We start from the raw sequence: 17,380 nt of genomic DNA, 5'->3' as shown, positions 1-17,380 counted from the left end.
GGGCACGAAGGGCGGCGACAGCCGGTTCCCGCCACCGGACGCGCCGCCGGGGCGGGCCGCACACGGCGGCCCGCCCCGGAAACGTCCTGGGAACGCGTGTCGTCAGATGCCCTGACGGTTGTCAGACGCCCTGCCCGTTGTCAGACGCCCTGCCTCAGATGCCCTGACCGTTGCCCCGGCCCGAGCCGGCGGCGGCCTTGATGCCCTTGACGATCTCGTCCATCACGGACAACTGGGGCGCCTTGGCGTTGACATCGAATCCGGAACGGACGACGACCATCAGGTCCGGGGTGGTGGGCGACGGAAAGGCGAGCGACTGCACGTAGCCGTCGTCGCCCTTGCTCGTCACGACCTTCCACCGCACCAGATAGCCCTTCTGCCCGGCGACGGTGACCGCCTCGGACTTGAGCTGCTGGTGCGAGGAGATCGTGCCGTAGGTCGTCCCGCCGTACGACTCCTCGGAGTTGGCCTCGATGTCCTGCTCGGCGGTCGCCTTGGCCGTGGTGGCCGCGATCTCCAGCGCGGCGGCGGGGACCGAGAAGACGCCGCCCCGCACGCACTGCTGGGCCGTGTCACCCGGGCAGGCGTACGGCGCGGTCGTCACCCCCGCCCCCGCGACTCCGGACTGACCGGTCCAGCCGTCCGGCACCGGAATGCTGATCCCGCTGGCCGCGTCGGTGGCGTAACCGTCCTCGGCCGGCGGCTGCCCGGGGCGGCCGCCGCCCCCGCCGTTCCCGCCGCCGTCCTCCCCGTCGCCGTTCCCACCGCTGCCGGGACCGCCCCGGCCCGGCGGCCCGTCAGGCGCCCGGCCCTCCTGGCCGGGCGGCGTGGGGGCCGCGGCCGACCCCGGCCGGCCCGCCTCGCTGTGGTGGCCCCCGTCGCGTCCGAGCAGGTAGAAACCGCCGGCGACGGCCATCACCACGACCACGGCGGTGACACCGACGGCGATCCGCCGCCCGCGGTTCCTGGAAGCGGGAAGTGGCGAAACGGGATAGGCGGGGTAAGGCGGCGCGCCGGGCGGGCCCCACGCCGGCGGGGCGGCGGCGCGGACCTCGTCGGTCCAGGCCGAGCCGTCCCACCACCGGTCGGAACGGGGACCGGCACCTTCGTGCCCTGGATCGGGATACCAGCCGGGCGGAGTCGTATGCGTCACGACGCTCACTCTAAGCATCTTGTCTGAAAGGCCGCTGAGAGGCCTATGAGAATGCCCGGCCGGTCCCTCGCCCCGCTCCCCCGCCTCGCGGCGAGGGCCGCGAGGCGGCTCAGCCCCCGAGCGCCCGCTTCATGATCTTTCCCATGTCGTTCCGGGGCAGGGCGTCCAGATAGCGCACGGTGCGCGGCCGCTTGTGCGCGGCGAGCTGCGCCGCCACATGGTCCGCCAACTCGTCGGCGGACGGCGGGACTTCGGCGTGCGCCGGGACGATCCAGGCGACGATGCGCTCACCGAGGTCCGCGTCCGGCTCACCGGTGACGGCGGCTTCCCGTACACCTGGATGCTCCAGCAGGACGTTCTCGATCTCGCCCGCGCCGATCTTGTAGCCGCCGCTCTTGATGAGGTCGGTGGCCTTGCGGCCGACGATACGGACATAGCCGTCGGGGTCGCGGATCGCCATGTCCCCCGTACGGAACCAGCCGTCGGTGAAGGCAGCTTCGGTCGCGTCGGGCCGGTTCAGATACTCGGTGAAGAGGTTCGGGCCACGGACCTGGATCTCGCCGACGCTCTCGCCGTCGTACGCCTCGATCAGGTCGCCCGACTCGTCGACCAGGCGCAGTTCGACCCCCCGGAGCGGCACGCCGACCGTTCCGGCGCGGGGTTCGCCGTCCGCGCGCACGCTGGTGTTCATCAGGGTCTCCGTCATGCCGTACCGCTCGACCACCCGGCAGCCGGTCGCGGCCGCGATCCGCCGGTGATCACGCACGGGCAGCGCGGCGGACCCCGACACCAGCAGGCGCGCCCCGGCCAGGGCCTTCGCGAGGGCGTCGTCCTCGGGGAGCGCTTCGGCGATGCGGTGGTACATCGTCGGTACGCCGAAGAACATCGTGGCGCCCGAGGAGAGTTCGCGGGTGACGCCCTCGGTGTCGAACCGGCCCAGATGACGGACGCAGCCGCCACGCCGCAGCGGGCCGAGGATGCCGAGGATCAGGCCGTGGACGTGGAAGAGCGGCAGGGCGTGGACGAGTACGTCGTCGGCCGTCCACTGCCAGGCGTCCTCCAGCGCGTCCAGGGTGGCGGCGACGGCGCGGCGCGGCAGGACGGCGCCCTTCGGCGGTCCGGTGGTGCCGGAGGTGTACACGATCAGGGCGGGTGCCCCGGGGGCCGGCTCCGGGGTCCCGGCGGCGACCGGCGCCGGGGGAAGCCCCGTGACGGTCACGGCGTCCACCCGGTCCAGCGCGGCCAGGGCCGGCGGGAGCACGGCGCCGGGTTCGGCGACGACGAGCGAGGGCGCGCTGTCCGCGATGATGTGGGCCAGCTCGCGCTCGCCGCTCCTGGGGTTGACCGGCACGACGGGCACCCCGGCCAGCAGCGCGGCCACGACACCCACCGCCGTACCGAGGGTGGGGGTGGCCCACACCGCGACCCGCCGGGCACCGGCGATGCGGGCGGCCAGGGAGCCTGCCGCGTCGGCCAGTTCGGCGTGGGTGAGGGCGCGGTCACCGAACCGGAGGGCGGGCCGGTCCGAGCGCGCCGCGAGGGCCGGAAAGAGTGAGGGCACGGGAGTTCTCCTTGCTGTCCACCTGACCCGGTCAGGGCAACCTACAGGGTTGCCGCTGCCCAGGTCCGGTCGAAGCCTGGGGCGGAACTCCCGTCCGCGCCCGTCAGATGACCCGTGCGGGACCGGGGGCCGCGATGAGCGCGGCGGTCTCCATGGGGAGGGCCGCGATGCGCTCGACGCCGAAACCCGCTCGGTCGAGAAGGGTGCGGAATCGCTCGACGGAGCGGTGCCTGCCGCCGGTGGTCATGAGGAGATGGAGGTCCCACAGCGCGGGCAGCACGGTGGAGTCCTCGTCGGTCACGGTGCGGTCGAGGATGAGGATCCGGGAGTCGGGGCCGCGCATGGCCCGCCGGCAGTGCTCGAAGGCCGCGACCACGTCGTCGTCGCTCCAGCCGGCGAAGACCCGGCAGAAGAGGTAGACGTCGCCGTTGCGGGGGACGGCCTGGAACATGTCTCCGGCGTGCAGTTCCACGCGGTCGAGGCCGATGGTGCGGGAGAGGTATTCGCGGGCGATGGGTATCACGTGCTCACGGTCGACGAGTTCACCGCGGGCGTCGGGCGTGGCCTGGAGGATCACGGAGAGGAGATGGCCGTTGCCGCCGCCGCAGTCGACGACGGTCTTGCCGCCCGAGAAGTCGAAGACCTCCGGGACGTGGTCGAAGAAGAGGTTGCCGGCCTTCATGGTGCGCTGGAACCGCTCGGCCATGTCCTCGTGGTCGTCGAGGTAGGGGTAGAGGGGCCTGCCGTAGGCGAGTTCGAAGCCGGCCGTCAGGGTGGTGAGGCATTCCGCGGCGTGGCCCCAGGCGGTGTAGAACTCGCGGCCGTAGAGCAGGCACATGTCGCGCAGGCTCCCCGGCCGGTCCAGGAGCGCGGCGGACACCGGGGTGTTCCGGTACCCGGTCCGGTGGTCCCCTTCGAAGACGCCCATCGCCACCAGGAGGCGCATCAGGCGGTGGATGCCCTCTTCCTCGGCGCCGGTGGCCCGGGCGAGTTCGCCGCTGGTGGTCCGGCCGGCTTCGATGTGATCGGGCAGGCCGAGTGTCGCGGCGGTGTGGACGGCTTGTGCCCGCCATCCCCCGGTGATCAGCTCGACTATTTCTTGGGCCGCCTTCAGATCGGCTTTCACTGTGAATTCTCCAGGCTGTTGAGGGATCACTCCATCGTGTTCTTCACGACCCCCGGGTTCAGGTGGGGATCTCACCCCGCCGGATCACCGGAATATCTATGCCCAGCGCGCGGAGCTGGTTGTACGGGTTCATGAATTCCCTGTTCTGGACGATCTTGCCGTCGTCGAGCAGGAACGAATGGATGAAGTGGTTCCTGTAGTGCCCGGGCGGGTATCCCGGGAAGAGAATGGCACCCTCGCCGTCGCACTCGACCCAGAATCGGTCGGGGTCCTGCGTCTCGAAGATCTCGACGTTGTACCAGACCCAGTCGGGGAAGCATCGCAGTGACCACGCGCCGTGCGCCTTCAGCTTGTCGGGGCCGCGCGAGACGATCGGCTCCTCGGTGTCGGCCGTGTACAGGCCGCCGCTGCCGTCCTCGGTGAAGAGGAGGTAGCGGCTCAGGCGTCCGTCGCCCTTCCTGCTCATGTAGTCCTCGACCACGGCTCGGTTGCGGCGCCGGAGTTCCGCTTCGTCGTCGGACGCCGGTTTGTTCACGGTGGCTTCGCCCATTGCCGGACCTCACAGGGGATGGTGGATGGTAAAGCAGGAATTCACTGACCGGTCCGGAATACCTTATCGGGGCCGCGAGGTGTCCAACCGGCGATTGCCGTCCGTTGGACGCCCGCCTTCCCGCCACTTGGACGGGAGGTGACTCCTTGCCACCTCCCGACCGGCCAGATATTTTGCAGGAATGCATGATTACGTAGTCGCCGACGTTTTCACCGACGAGCCCCTGTCGGGAAATCCGGTGGCCGTCTTCCTGGACGCCTCGGACATTCCCGCCGCGCGGATGCAGCGCCTGGCCCGGGAACTGAACCTCTCGGAAACGACATTCGTCCTTCCGCCGCGCGACGGCGGTGATGTGCGGGTCCGCGTCTTCACCCCGGTGAACGAACTGCCCTTCGCCGGCCACCCGACTCTCGGGACCGCGATCGTGCTGGGCACGTCCACCGGGCGTGACCGGTTGGTCATGGAGACCGCTGTGGGTCCCGTCCCGTTCGCGTTCGACCGGGGTCCGGACGGGGGGATCCGCTCCGCCCGTATGCGGCAGCCGATCCCCGCCTGGGAGATCTACGAGGAGGCCGAGGACCTGCTCGCCGCGCTCGGCGTGAAGTCCTCCGTCCTGCCGGTGGAGGTCTACCGCAACGGCCCGCGCCATGTGTTCGTCGGACTCGGCAGCGTGGAGGCGCTGTCGCGGGTGCGGCCCGATCTCCTGGCCCTCGCCGAGCATCGGGACATGGCGGCCAACTGCTTCGCGAGCGCGGGGAGTCACTGGAGGACGCGCATGTTCTCGCCCGCCTACGGTGTCGCCGAGGACGCCGCGACGGGCTCGGCCGCCGGGCCGCTCGCGGTGCACCTGGCGCGGCACGGCCTGATCCCGTTCGGGCGGCGGATCGAGATCCGCCAAGGTGTCGAGATGGGCCGCCCCTCGACGATGCTCGCCACCGCCACCGCCACCGCCACCGCCACCGCCACCGAGCCGCGGGTCGACATCGTGGAAGTGGCGGGCTCGGCGGTCATCGTCGCCCGGGGGACGTTCCAGCTGTGAGGCCGGCCACCGTGGTGGAGGCCGGACCCCGTCACGGCTGCAGCCGGCCGGCCCTCCAGCCGGCGTCGGCACGGTCGTACCGCAGCCGTCGGTGCAGCCGGTCGGGGCTGCCGTGCCAGAACTCCACGGCGGACGGCCTGAGGAGGTAGCCGGTCCAGGCTTCCGGTCGCGGCAGCGGCTCCGCGCCGGCCGCGAGGAGCCGGGCCTGCTCCCGGAGCGTCTCCTCGCCCCCGAGGGGTTCGCTCTGCCTGGCCACGGACGACATCGGATGGGCGGCGGGAGGACGGGAACGCCACAGTGCGTCGGACTCGGCGTCGGAGAGCCGTCCGGTCGGCCCGGTGAAGATGATCTGCTGTCGGGTCTCCCGCCAGTACCAGACGCCCGAGGCCCATCCGGTCGCCGCGATGTCGTGGCCCTTGGGGCTGGAGGCGTGGCTGGTGAACACCAGGCCCTCGTCGGTCAGGTCGATGGTCTGGACGATACGGTTCGAGGCACGGCCGGAGGTGTCCGCCGTGGCCAGCGACAGGACCCCCGGTTCGCGTACCCCCAGCTCCTGGGCGGTCTTGAACCAGTCGCGGAAGAGCGCGATCGGGTCCGCGGGCGGCTCGTCGAACTCGGGCAGCGCCAGATCGACGGAACCGGCGAACGTCCGGGGATGGTCTTCGGGCATGTCTGTTCTCCGTGGGTCGGCGGGATCGTGGTGAATCGCGGTGGACTCGGCTCTCGTAGGGGCTCAGGCGTCCTGGATGCTCAGGCGTCCTGGATGCTCAGATGTCGTAGACGAGTCCGAGGCCGGACAGGGCGGCTTCGCCGTACTCGCCCTCGACCGTGGCTTCGACCTCGAACCGCACGCGTTCGGTGGGCGGATAGCCGATCAGCTCGGCGGCGCGGTGCGGTGGCAGCGGCTGCTCGCGCGCCCCGGCCGATTCCCAGAGCATGACCGCCCCCCAGCGGTTTCCCGGGCGGTCGGAGATCCAGAACTTCAGACGCAGGCCCTTGACCGAGGTCCACGGCCCTACCCCCTCGTCCCGCAGGTACTCCCGCAGCGAGTCGATGGTCTGCTCGGACGCGGTCAGGTCCCACCAGGCGATGGTGACGATCATGCGCGTAACACCTCTTCCATGTGGGTGGCCCAGATGTGCCGCCCGTCGGGGGTGAGCACCGATTCGGCGTGGAACTGCATCGAGACGAAACGCGGTCCGCGCAGCGCGTGCACCTCGCCGCTGCCGGCGTCCCGGCTGACCTCGATCCGGCCGACGCCGGGGTGGTGGAACTCGTCCTCGTCGCACCGGGCGGCGAAGGTGTTGTAGAACCCGGCGAGCACGCGGGTGCCGAACAGGTCGGTCTCGCGCCGGGTGCCCTGGTGGCAGACCTGGCAGCGCGTCACGTCCAGGCCGAGTCGCCGGCTGAGCACCTGGTGACTGAGGCAGACGGCGAGGAACGGGCGCCGCCGCTCAAGCAAGGAGCCGATCGCCGTGTGCAGATGGGCGATGCGGGGATCTTCGGTGTCGCGGGGATCGCCGGGCCCCGGGCCCATGACGACCAGGTCGTGATCGTCGAGGGAGTACTCCTCGTCGAACCGGCGCACCGTCACCTCGGGCCCCAGGGAACGCAGCTGATGGCCGATCATCGCGGTGAAGGTGTCCTCGGCGTCGACGATCAGCACGCGGCGGCCGGCCAGGGCGGGCACCGGCTTCCCCCGTGCCGTGTCCCCGGCGAACCAGAACCGGGCGAGATCCGCGTTGCGCTCCCGCAGGGCCGACCGTACGGCGGGGTGGTCGCCGAGGCGGCCCTGCCCGGCGGCGGCCGGGACCGGCCGTGCCCCGGGGAGGTCGCCGGGACACGGCCGCTCGCCTTCCAGGGCGGCCAGCAGACCGGCCGCCTTCGCCGTGGTCTCGGCCGCCTCGGAGACGGGGTCGGAGTGCCGGACGAGGGTGGCGCCCACCCCGATGCTCACCCGGCCGGTGCGGTCGATGTCCGCCGTACGGATCAGAATGGCCGAGTCCAGGGACCGGCCGCCGCCCTCCCTGCCTATCAGGGCCATGACACCGCTGTAGTAGCCGCGGCCCTGCGGCTCGTACCGGCTGATCACCCGGCACGCGCTCTCCAGCGGGCTCCCCGTCACCGTCGGCGCGAACATCGTCTCGCGCAGGATCTCCTGCGGCTCCCGGCGGGACCGGCCCTCGATGAGGTACTCGGTGTGCGCCAGCCGCGCCATCTCCTTCAGGCGCGGGCCCACGACCCGGCCGCCGCCGTCGCAGACGCGGGCCATCATCTTCAGCTCTTCGTCCAGCACCATGTACAGCTCGTCGCTCTCCTTCTCGTCGGAGAGGAACTCCAGTAGCCCGGGGAGCGTGGGGCCGCCCGGCGGATACCGGTAGGTGCCGCTGACGGGGTTCATCACCGCCGTGCCCCCACGCAGACTGACGTGCCGCTCGGGGGTGGCGCCGACGAGGGTCCGGTCCCCGGTGTGCACGAGGAAGGTCCAGTACGCGCCCGATTCCCTTTCGCACAACCGCCGGAAGAACGCCAGCGCGGCGGCCGGGTCGTAGCCCTCGATGTCGGCGGTGAACGACCGCTTGACGACGAAGTTCGCTCCCTCGCCGCCGCCGATCTCCTCGCTGACGACTCTGCGGACGGTCTCCGCGTACTCCTCGTCGGTCACGTCGAAGCGGCCGTTCGCCAGCTTGACGGGGACGTCGGGGATCCGCCGCAGCGCCTCGGGCAGCGACAGCACGGCCTGTTCCGTCACCCGCAGCGCCAGCAGCGGGGCCCCGTCGTCGACGCCGGCGAACCCCCGCTCGGCGATCTGCCGGTAGGGGACCATCACCAGGACGTCCTGCCCCTCCCCGTGGGCCTCATCGGGCACGGGGATACCGGCGAGGGATTCCAGCTCCGCGACCTCACCGAGCAGTACGTCCAGCCGGTCCGGGCCGGTCGTCTCCGGGCGGTGCAGCAGCGCGAAGGGCGGTGGCCGGCCGGTCAGCACCCGGGCCAGCAGATCCCCGGTCACGCCAGGACCTGTCCGTGGGTGAGCACCATGGCACAGCGCCGCGCCGCGTACTCCAGGGTCATCCGGTGGTGCCGCTGGGAGAAATCCCCGATCGCGTCGGCGGCCAGGAACGTCTGGATGTCGTGGGCGAACGCCTCCACCGCGCTCGCCAGCACCCCCACGTGCCCGTACACGCCACAGACGATGAGCTGGTCGCGCTTCTCCTCCCGCATCCACTCCAGCAGGCCGGAGCCGTGGAACGCGCTGTACCGCCATTTGGTGAAGAGCCGGTCCCCGGGCCCGGGGGCCAGCGGCTCCACCACCTCCCGGTCCACCGGGTCGGTGCGCATCCCGGGGCCCCAGAAGTCCTTCAGCAGCCCGCGTTGTTCGTCGGTCATGCCACCGGGCTGCGCCGTGTACGCCACGGGCACGCCCGTCTCGCGGCAGCGGTCGGTCAGCGAGACCGCGTTCCGCACCAACCGCTCCCGCAGGCTCCCGGGGAACGGCCGCAGAAAATATCGCTGCATGTCGTGGACGAGCAGCACGGCCCGCCCGGGGTCGGCGACCCAGCGGGCGGCATTGGCGGGAAGGTCCGCGGCGGCGGGCAACTCGTACGGAACGATCGGGGGGATGCCGGACATGAGCTGCTGTCTCCTTGAAGAGGGTGTGGGCCGTTCGCGGAAGAGGGTGCGGGGCCGTTCGCGGAAGTCGGGGCGGTCCTCAGGCCGAGTGAGGGGCGTTGGGAGCCAGTTGCTCGGCGATCGTCCGCCAGCCCTTCGCGCAGTCCATCGCCAAGGTCGCGATGGCGTGCCGGCGGTGGGCGGGGACGCTGTTCGCGAGGGTCGCCCATTTCTCACTGGTCATGGCGTGGGCTTCCATCAGGCGGAGAAGCGTGCGCCCGTTCTCGCTGTAGCGGAGCGAGGGATCCGTCCGGAGCCGCTGCACCACCGTCGCGCGGTCCGGCGGCTCCTGCCCCGGCCCGGCGTCGTCGGCCCGCGCGCCGGACGGGTCCGGCAGCGGGGGCGGCTCGGCCGTCAACCGGCTTTCTTCGGGCTCCTGTTCGTCGGGATCCCGCTCGGCGGACTCCTCGTCGCACAGCAGCCGGCTGCGGACCGACCGCGCGGTCTCCGGTGAGATTCCCACCGCCTTGGCGACCTGCCGGAGAGACAGCCCGGGGTTCTTCAGGATCAGCTCGGAGGCGAGTCTGCGTTTCTCCTGGGCGTCGGCGGGTCGTACCCGTCCGTCCCGGCCGATCCTGCTGCCCGGGCGGCGCGTCGTCTCGGCGGGATGCCTGCGACGCACCTCGGCGACCGTCTTGGCGGACAGTCCGGTGACGGAGGCCGTCAACCGGTCGGACCACCGCGGATACGAGGCGATGATGCGCGCCGCGGCCACCTTGCGGTCGGCCACGGACAGCGGCAGCCCGCCCGCCAGGTTCGCCTGCACCGCGAGAACGAACCCGGCGGCCTCGTCACCTTCGAACATCCGGGCCGTGATGAACTCCTGCCGGCGGAGCTCGGCGGCGCGCAGCCGGTGCAGGCCGTCGACCACGCGCATGGTCGCGCGGTGCACGATGATCGGTGGCAGATCACCCAGGACACCGGCCAGCCTTCTGATGTGCTCCAGGTTCTCCCCCGTGGTGCGCGGCGTGTCGGCGATCACCAATGACCGGATGACCACTTTGACCACTGGTCCCAGCATCTTCCGCCGACGACCCTGATGTGCGCCCCCGCATTCATAGGGAAGCCCGCTCTCTCCTTCAAGAGGACTAACCGCTGAATTCGTCACCATCTACACCTCAACCATCGCAAGGAAAGAAAATAAACCTCCGATGAGGATCCGCCGTCAGACTAGGGACTGAATGCTGACAGCGTCAATATCGCAAAAGTCGCAGACAGTGCGACGGCGACTGCGGCCGTGTGTGAATTTTGGTCCGGTTCGGTGGAATAACGTCCGCTCGCCGGCGTCGGCCTCGGGAAGGCGCGGCCCGTCGTGCCGGGAGAACGGTGGGCTGATTTCAGATGATCCGAACCGTTTCGCACCGGTCCTGAGCTCCATCTGAACGGGCCGTCGGCCACGATGCCATCGTGCATTTCAGCCTCCCATCGTTCTTTTCGTTATCGGGTCAAGGATTAGTCGATGATTAGTCGAGGATTATCCGGGTCGCCCGAACGGAGAGATGCGGTCCGCCGCTGATATACGGCGGTATTTCACCGTCCGGTTCGCGAGAGAATATACGGGACCGTACGCCGTCCAACTGATGACTTTCCCCGACTGGACACTCAGGCGGTCGCGGGCACCGTACGCCGCTCCGGCCACTGGACAGGCGTCCGAGGGAACTGATAAAAAAATTCACGCAGTCCGGTCGGGCACTGCTGCCGCTTTTCGGACGCATTTCATCCTCCACGCTTTGCGCGGCTCGCCGATGACCGGTCACCACCCGTGGAATGCGCCGGTTCCCGTCGCCGGAGCGGATCGCCGGCGACCTGACGGGCGGGTCCGGCGGGCGGGGCCCGGCCCGATGGCACACCGCCCTGCCGCCCGGTCACCCAGGCCACCCGAGGCCGGCATCACGTCCCTGTTCGCGCACCATCACATCGCTACCAGGAGTGACTCCTCATGTGTGGAATAGCCGGCTGGGTCGCGTTCGACTCCGACCTCACGAAGCGCCGCGATGTCCTGACCGCGATGACGGAGACCATGGCCTGCCGGGGCCCGGACGACTCGGGCACCTGGCTCCGGCCCCACGTGGGCCTGGGCCATCGGCGCCTGGCGGTCATCGACCTCGCCGGCGGCACACAGCCGATGGAGGTACGGACGCCGTCGGGCACGGTCGCCCTGGTCTACACCGGCGAGGTGTACAACTTCACCGAGCTGCGAGCGGAGTTGGAGCGCAAGGGCCACCGGTTCCGGACCGTCAGCGACACCGAGGTCGTGCTGCTCGGCTACCTGGAGTGGGGCGAGAGCCTCGCCGAGCGTCTCAACGGCATGTTCGCGTTCGCGATCTGGGACGAGCGGGAGAACAAGCTCGTGATGATCCGCGACCGGCTGGGCGTCAAACCCCTCTACTACCACCCGACCCGCGACGGCGTCCTGTTCGGCTCGGAACCGAAGGCGATCCTGGCCAACCCGTCGGCCCGCAAGGCGGTCGACACCGCCGGTCTGCGCGAGCTGATCGGGTTCACCATGGCCCCCGGCTGGGCCATGTGGAAGGACATGCACGAAGTCAGGCCGGCCACCATCGTCACCGTCGATGCGCGAGGCATCCGTACCCGCACCTACTGGAAGCTGGACGCCCGGACGCACACCGACGATCTGGAGACGACGGTGGCCACGGTCGGTGAGCTGATGACCGACATCGTGCACCGCCAGCTCGTCGCCGACGTGCCCCAGTGCGTACTGCTCTCCGGCGGCCTGGACTCCAGCGCCGTCACCGGTCTCGCCGCCGGCCGCCTGGCCGAACAGGGCGAGCGGTTGCGCACGTTCTCGGTGGACTTCGCCAACAGGGAGGAGACCTTCCGGGCCGACGAGAACTGGGACAGCGCGGACACGCCGTACATCCGGGACGTCGTCGACCTGGTCGGCTCCGAACACCGCTTCGTGACACTCAGCCCGCACGAGCTGACCGACCCCGCGCTACGCCGCGCGGTGATCACCGCGCGCGACATGCCGGTCGGCTTCGGCGAGACGGACACCTCGCTCTACCTGCTGTTCAAGGCCATCCGGGCGGAGTCGACGGTGGCCCTGTCCGGCGAGTCCGCGGACGAGGTGTTCGGCGGGTACCGCTGGTTCCACGACCCCACCGCGGTCAACGCGCACACGTTCCCCTGGCTCGCCTTCCGCAGCCCGATGAGCGGCGGCCGGGCGGCGCCGCTCCATCCGGAGCTGCGCCGCGCGCTCGATCTCGACACCTACGTCGCCGACGAGTACGCGACCGCGGTGGCGGCGGTCGAGCACGTGGCCGGGGTCGGCGAGCACGAGCGGCGGATGCGCACGATCGGCAATCTGCACCTGACCCGGTTCGTCCGGATGCTGCTGGACCGCAAGGACCGGGTGTCGATGGCGGTCGGACTGGAGGTGCGGGTGCCCTTCTGCGACCACCGGCTGGTCGAGTACGTGTACAACACCCCGTGGTCGATGAAGTCCTTCGACGGCAGGGAGAAGAGCCTGCTGCGGCACGCCACCGCGCATGTGGTGCCGGAGTCGGTGCGGGGCCGGCTGAAGAGCCCCTATCCGTCCACCCAGGACCCCGCGTACGGGGCGGCCCTGCAGCAGCAGGCGAAAGAGGTGCTCGCCGACGGCGATCACCCGGTGTTCACCCTGATCGACCGGGCCTGGCTGATGGAGGCCGTCGGGCGGGACGTCACCATGCCCAGCGGCGACCGGCGCGGTCTCGACCGGGTGCTGGATCTGTATCACTGGATCGACATCTACCAGCCCGAGATCCACATCGGGTGACCTCCGCTCCGGCGGGCCGGCCGGACAGCGCGACGAACCCCGCGCGACCAACCCCGGAGGACAACGCCGGGCGCCGACGAGCCCGACAGGCGCCGACGCGCCGATCACCGGCGTCAGTGGTGGACGTCGGGGTCCGCGCCCAGCCGCAGCCCCCGGTCGAGCGTGGCCATCGCGTCCATGTCGCTGCCGGAGAGCTCGAAGTCGAACACGGCGATGTTCTCGCGGATCCGCTCCGGGGTGACGGACTTCGGGATCACCACGTTCCCGAGCTGGAGGTGCCAGCGGATCACCACCTGCGCGGGCGACTTCTCGTGCCGCGCCGCGATCTCCGTGATGGCCTCCTGCTGGAGCACCGCGCCCTGCGCCAGCGGACTCCACGCCTCGGTCACGATGCCGTGCCGGGCGTGGAAGGCGCGCGGTTCCGCCTGCTGGAAGCCGGGGTGCAGCTCGATCTGGTTCAGGACCGGGGCCGCACCGCCTTCGTCCAGGACGCGCTGGAGGTGGCTCGGCCGGAAGTTGGACACACCGATGGCCCGGGTCCGCCCGTCGGCCAGCAGCTTCTCCAGCGCGCGCCAGGTGTCGAGGTAGCGGCCTCGCGCGGGTGCGGGCCAGTGAATCAGGTACAGGTCCACGTGGTCCAGGCCGAGCCGGGCCAGGCCGGCGTCGAAGGCCCTGAGGGTCGCGTCGTACCCCTGGTCGTCGTTCCACAGCTTGGTGGTGATGAACAGCTCGTCGCGGGGCAGGCCCGAGGACGCGACGGCCCGGCCGACGCCGGCCTCGTTTCCGTACAGCGTCGCGGTGTCGATGCTGCGGTAGCCCGCCTCCAGGGCGGTCAGGACCGCGTCGGTGGCCGGGCCGTCGTCGATCCGGGAGACGCCGAAGCCGAGCTGGGGGATCTCGACGCCGTTGCTGAGTACGACGTTCGGGACGGAAGTCATGGTGCTCGTCCTCTCCTCTTTCCTGATCGGGGCGGCCCGGGGACCGTCCGGCCTTCCCCCACCTACGGCGCCGTCCCCGGCCGCCCCGGTGTGCCCCCGGCCGGGGGCGCACCGGGGGCTCCTCAGGTACGGGCCCCGGCGGGCTCGGGGACGGCCGGGGCTGTTCCGGCGGCCTGTCCGGCGGCGGGTGTCCGGCGCTCCAGGGTGCCGGAGACCACCGCGAGGACCAGTGCGGAACCGGCCAGCAGAGCACCTACCCAGTTCGGGGCGGTGTACCCGAGCCCCCCGGCGATGACGAGGCCGCCGAGCCAGGCGGCCAGCGCGTTGCCGAGGTTGAAGGCACCGATGTTGACGGCCGAGGCGAGGGTCGGGGCGGCGGACGCCTGGTCGAGGACCCGCTTCTGCAGCGGCGGTACGGTCGCGAAGCCCAGGGCGCCGATCAGCGTGATCGTGGCAGCGGCCGCGATCTTGTTGTGCGCCGTGACGGTGAAGAGCGCCAGGACCACGGAGAGCGCGCCCAGCGAGACGTACAGCATCGGCATCAGGCGGCGGTCGGCGAACCTGCCGCCGAGGAGGTTGCCGGCGACCATGCCGATGCCGAAGAGCACCAGCAGCCAGGTCACCGAGGAGTCGGCGAAGCCGGTGACGCCGGTCATCATCGGGGTGATGTAGGTGATCGCGGCGAAGACGCCGCCGAAGCCGAGCACGGTCATCGCCATGGCGAGCAGCACCTGGACGTTGCGGAACGCGGCCAGCTCGTGGCGCAGCCGGACACCCTCGGGCCTCGGCTGCTCCGGCACCAGCTTGACGATGCCGGCGAGGCCCAGGACACCGAGGCCGGCGACGACGAGGAAGGTGGCCCGCCAGCCGGCGTTCTGGCCGATGTAGGTGCCGAGCGGCACGCCGATGACGTTGGCGACGGTGAGACCGGTGAACATCATGGCGATGGCGCCGGCCTTCTTCTGCGGCGCGACCAGCCCGGCGGCGACGACCGAGCCGATACCGAAGAACGCTCCGTGGGCGAGCGAGGCGACGACGCGCCCGGTGAGCATGATGCCGAAGGTCGGGGCGAGTGCGGAGAGCACGTTTCCGGCGACGAAGAGCCCCATCAGGAGCATCAGCATCCGCTTGCGCGAGATCCGGGTGCCGAGGACCGTCATCAGCGGGGCACCCAGGACGACCCCGAGGGCGTAGCCGGTGACCAGCAGGCCGGCGGTGGGGATGGTGACGCCGTACTCGGCGGCCACCTCGGGGAGCAGCCCCATGATCACGAACTCTGTGGTGCCGATCCCGAATGCCCCGATGGCCAGGGCGAGGAGCGCGAGTGGCATGGGTCATGGCCTTCCCAGGAGATTGCGCGTGCGCCTTACGAGCGAGGACAATACTTGCGCACGCCGATTAATTGCAAGCGCGTTATATTGCAAGGGTGTCCTATTCTGGACGGGCGGGCGTGCCGCCCGCTCCGCACCGCCCCACCGGAGGAAGCCATGACCACCGCCGCCGCGGACCCCGCGCCCGCCGCGCCCGCCAACGGCTGGTGCGCCCTCTCGGTGCTGCACGGCAGGATCGAGGGGCATGTCGAGCGCGCCCTGCAGGCCGGGCACGGCCTCAGCGTCCGGGAGTTCTCCCTGCTGGAGATACTCAGCCGCCAGCACGACGGCGAAGGCGGCCACCTCCAGATGAAGCGGCTCGCCGAGGCGATCGTGCTGAGCGACAGCGCCACCACCCGCCTGGTCACCCGGCTGGAGGACCGTGCTCTGCTGACCCGCTACCTCTGCTCGACCGACCGCCGCGGGATCTACACGAATGTCAGCGAGGCGGGGCTGCGGCTGCTCGCGGGGGCCCGGCCCACGCACGACGCGGCGCTGCGGGAGGTGCTCGCCGAGGCCGCGAAGAACCCCCTGCTGGCCCCGCTGGTCCGCACCGTCCGGTCCCTGGACGCGCCCGCGTGAGAGCCCGTACGCGCGCGAAAGCCGGCCCGGGACCCTTGTCGGGGGTCCCGGGCCGGCCGTTGTCCGCGCCCGGGTTCGCGCGCCGGTCCTGGGCTCAGCCCTGGGATCCGCGCTTGCCGTAGCGGCGCTCGAAGCGCTCCACCCGGCCGGCGGTGTCCACCACGCGGGTGGCGCCGGTGTAGAACGGGTGGCTCTCCGAGGAGATCTCCACGTCGATGACGGGGTACGTGTTGCCGTCCTCCCACTCGACGTGCTTCGCCGAGTCCGCGGTCGACCGCGTCAGGAAGGCGGTTCCCGCCGCGCGGTCCCGGTAGACGACCGGACGGGAGACGGGGTGGATACGAGGCTTCATGCGGGGATTTCCTTCCTCGACGGGTCGGACGGGGCGGTTCGGCACCGGGGTACGGCGCCGGAGCGGACCGGCGGGAGCGGTTCGGCACCGGGGTACGGCGCCGGAGCGGACCGGCGGGAGTCAGCGCTCCTCACGGAACAGGACGTGCCCGCCGACCGCCGGGTCGAACTTGCGCAGGAGGAGACGGTCGGGATCGTTCCGGCGGCTCTTGCGCGTCACATACGTGTGGCCGGTGCCGGCCGTGGACCGGAGAGTGATGACCGGTCGGGCCTCGCTGCGTGCCATGAGGTGCTCCAGACTCTGTCAGTGACCCCCTCCCCCGCCCGAACAACCGGGCGACCGGAGGGCCGGCCGCCCGGGGTTCCCGGGCTGCCCCGGGGCCCGAACTGGGGATGGAAGTCGTTTCCATCAATCGGTACGTGGGCTGTAACGCGACACCCCCCGGAGGCATTCCCGCCGAGTCCCGGAAGCCCGGACAAGGGACACTGGACCCCACGGGCCACTGACGCCCCGCCGCTCCCCGGCGGCGGGCGCGCAGAGCGGGAAGTGGGGCAGCGACCATGGGCGAGTTGATCCTCGTACGGCACGGAGAGACCGCCTGGTCCCTGTCCGGACAGCACACCAGCTACACCGACCTGCCGATGACCGAGAACGGCGAACGCCAGGCCCGCTCACTCGCCCCGCTGCTCCGGGAGCGGCGCGTCGGGCTCACCTTCATCAGCCCCATGACCCGCGCGCGGGTCACGGCCGAACTGGCGGGTCTCGGTCCGCTCCGCGTGAGAGCGGACATGCACGAGTGGGACTACGGCGGCTACGAGGGCATCTCGACCGAGGAGATCCGCCGGGGACGGCCCGACTGGGACCTGTGGACCGACGGCACCGTTCCCGGCCCCGCCGGTCATCCGGGGGAGAGCCCCGCCCAGGTGGCCGAGCGCGCCGACCGGGTACTCGCCGAAGCCCTGGAGGCCCTGCACCCGGCCGGCGACGATGTCGTGCTCGTCGCGCACGCCCACTTCCTGCGCGTACTCACCGCGCGGTATCTGGGCCTGTCACCCGCGGCGGGCTCCCTCTTCCAGCTGGCCACCGGGACCCTCTCCAGCCTCGGCAGGGAGCGGGACCGCCCGGTCATCACGGCCTGGAATCTCATGCTTCCGGAGAGCGTCCTGAGCGCCACGTCCGCCGGGAACAAGGACGCCGCCTGACGGCTCCACCGGTGGCGCGGGCCCCGTCGCCCCGGACCCCGTCGCCCCGGCCCCCTG

17 protein-coding genes are annotated in these 17,380 nt (G+C 71.1%); 4 read left to right on the top strand and 13 right to left on the bottom strand.

Going from position 1 to position 17,380, the window contains the following annotated elements:
* Nucleotides 1-154 precede the first annotated feature (154 nt).
* From ACIBAE_RS17245 to ACIBAE_RS17230, 4 genes are all read right to left on the bottom strand, one after another.
* Nucleotides 155-1,153: a DUF2510 domain-containing protein gene (locus tag ACIBAE_RS17245; RefSeq protein WP_399285719.1), complete on the bottom strand. Its 999-nt coding sequence runs from the start codon at nt 1,151-1,153 to the stop codon at nt 155-157.
* 109 nt (nt 1,154-1,262) lie between these two features.
* Complete coding sequence (locus ACIBAE_RS17240) at nt 1,263-2,714, bottom strand: acyl-CoA synthetase (protein WP_399285717.1); 1,452 nt, start codon at nt 2,712-2,714, stop codon at nt 1,263-1,265.
* Nucleotides 2,715-2,817: 103 nt separating this feature from the next.
* Nucleotides 2,818-3,840 (bottom strand): methyltransferase, encoded by a 1,023-nt coding sequence (locus ACIBAE_RS17235; RefSeq protein ID WP_399285715.1) that lies wholly within the window; start codon nt 3,838-3,840, stop codon nt 2,818-2,820.
* Between the two features lie 58 nt (nt 3,841-3,898).
* The gene (locus tag ACIBAE_RS17230) at nt 3,899-4,390 is read right to left on the bottom strand and encodes a PhzA/PhzB family protein (RefSeq protein WP_399285713.1); all 492 of its coding nucleotides are present in this window, start codon (nt 4,388-4,390) and stop codon (nt 3,899-3,901) included.
* A gap of 181 nt (nt 4,391-4,571) precedes the next feature.
* Between ACIBAE_RS17230 and ACIBAE_RS17225 the strand changes: the two genes are divergently transcribed.
* Nucleotides 4,572-5,429, top strand: coding sequence for a PhzF family phenazine biosynthesis protein (locus ACIBAE_RS17225; protein ID WP_399285711.1), 858 nt, complete (start codon nt 4,572-4,574; stop codon nt 5,427-5,429).
* A 31-nt stretch (nt 5,430-5,460) separates the two neighbouring features.
* Here the strand turns inward: ACIBAE_RS17225 and phzG are convergent, their stop codons facing one another.
* The 5 genes from phzG to ACIBAE_RS17200 form a co-directional block, all read right to left on the bottom strand.
* Entirely contained in the window at nt 5,461-6,099 is a 639-nt protein-coding gene (gene phzG, locus ACIBAE_RS17220; RefSeq protein WP_399285709.1) for a phenazine biosynthesis FMN-dependent oxidase PhzG, read from the bottom strand.
* Nucleotides 6,100-6,196: 97 nt separating this feature from the next.
* On the bottom strand, nt 6,197-6,532 hold the full coding sequence (locus ACIBAE_RS17215) for a hypothetical protein (protein WP_399285707.1): 336 nt from the start codon (nt 6,530-6,532) through the stop codon (nt 6,197-6,199).
* A complete protein-coding gene (locus ACIBAE_RS17210) occupies nt 6,529-8,442 on the bottom strand; it encodes an anthranilate synthase family protein (RefSeq protein WP_399285705.1) in 1,914 nt (637 codons plus the stop codon). The genes ACIBAE_RS17215 and ACIBAE_RS17210 overlap by 4 nt, the downstream gene beginning before the upstream one ends.
* Nucleotides 8,439-9,062, bottom strand: coding sequence for an isochorismatase family protein (locus ACIBAE_RS17205; protein ID WP_399285703.1), 624 nt, complete (start codon nt 9,060-9,062; stop codon nt 8,439-8,441). Before ACIBAE_RS17205 ends, ACIBAE_RS17210 begins: the two co-directional genes overlap by 4 nt.
* A gap of 79 nt (nt 9,063-9,141) precedes the next feature.
* Entirely contained in the window at nt 9,142-10,110 is a 969-nt protein-coding gene (locus tag ACIBAE_RS17200; protein WP_399285701.1) for a streptomycin biosynthesis protein, read from the bottom strand.
* A gap of 930 nt (nt 10,111-11,040) precedes the next feature.
* On the opposite strand from ACIBAE_RS17200, the gene asnB reads away from it, so the two are divergent.
* On the top strand, nt 11,041-12,879 hold the full coding sequence (gene asnB, locus ACIBAE_RS17195; protein ID WP_399285699.1) for an asparagine synthase (glutamine-hydrolyzing): 1,839 nt from the start codon (nt 11,041-11,043) through the stop codon (nt 12,877-12,879).
* 113 nt (nt 12,880-12,992) lie between these two features.
* On the opposite strand, the gene ACIBAE_RS17190 is transcribed toward asnB, so the two are convergent.
* Nucleotides 12,993-13,817: an aldo/keto reductase gene (locus tag ACIBAE_RS17190; protein ID WP_399285697.1), complete on the bottom strand. Its 825-nt coding sequence runs from the start codon at nt 13,815-13,817 to the stop codon at nt 12,993-12,995.
* A gap of 122 nt (nt 13,818-13,939) precedes the next feature.
* On the bottom strand, nt 13,940-15,148 hold the full coding sequence (locus ACIBAE_RS17185) for an MFS transporter (protein WP_399285695.1): 1,209 nt from the start codon (nt 15,146-15,148) through the stop codon (nt 13,940-13,942).
* A 156-nt stretch (nt 15,149-15,304) separates the two neighbouring features.
* Between ACIBAE_RS17185 and ACIBAE_RS17180 the strand changes: the two genes are divergently transcribed.
* The gene (locus tag ACIBAE_RS17180; RefSeq protein WP_399285693.1) at nt 15,305-15,769 is read left to right on the top strand and encodes a MarR family winged helix-turn-helix transcriptional regulator; all 465 of its coding nucleotides are present in this window, start codon (nt 15,305-15,307) and stop codon (nt 15,767-15,769) included.
* A 94-nt stretch (nt 15,770-15,863) separates the two neighbouring features.
* Here ACIBAE_RS17180 and ACIBAE_RS17175 read toward each other — a convergent pair whose 3' ends face one another.
* Together ACIBAE_RS17175 and rpmG are read right to left on the bottom strand one after the other, a co-directional pair.
* Complete coding sequence (locus tag ACIBAE_RS17175) at nt 15,864-16,121, bottom strand: type B 50S ribosomal protein L31 (protein WP_399285691.1); 258 nt, start codon at nt 16,119-16,121, stop codon at nt 15,864-15,866.
* Nucleotides 16,122-16,241: 120 nt separating this feature from the next.
* Nucleotides 16,242-16,406 carry a 50S ribosomal protein L33 gene (gene rpmG / locus ACIBAE_RS17170; RefSeq protein WP_399285689.1) on the bottom strand — a complete coding sequence of 55 codons (165 nt, stop codon included), beginning with the start codon at nt 16,404-16,406 and terminating at the stop codon, nt 16,242-16,244.
* A 275-nt stretch (nt 16,407-16,681) separates the two neighbouring features.
* Between rpmG and ACIBAE_RS17165 the strand changes: the two genes are divergently transcribed.
* Nucleotides 16,682-17,323: a histidine phosphatase family protein gene (locus ACIBAE_RS17165; RefSeq protein WP_399285687.1), complete on the top strand. Its 642-nt coding sequence runs from the start codon at nt 16,682-16,684 to the stop codon at nt 17,321-17,323.
* The last annotated feature ends 57 nt before the right edge of the window (nt 17,324-17,380 follow it).

It is taken from the genome of Streptomyces sp. NPDC051569 (assembly GCF_044454085.1).
Lineage (GTDB): Bacteria > Actinomycetota > Actinomycetes > Streptomycetales > Streptomycetaceae > Streptomyces.
This window is presented reverse-complemented; position numbering and strand designations above follow the sequence as displayed.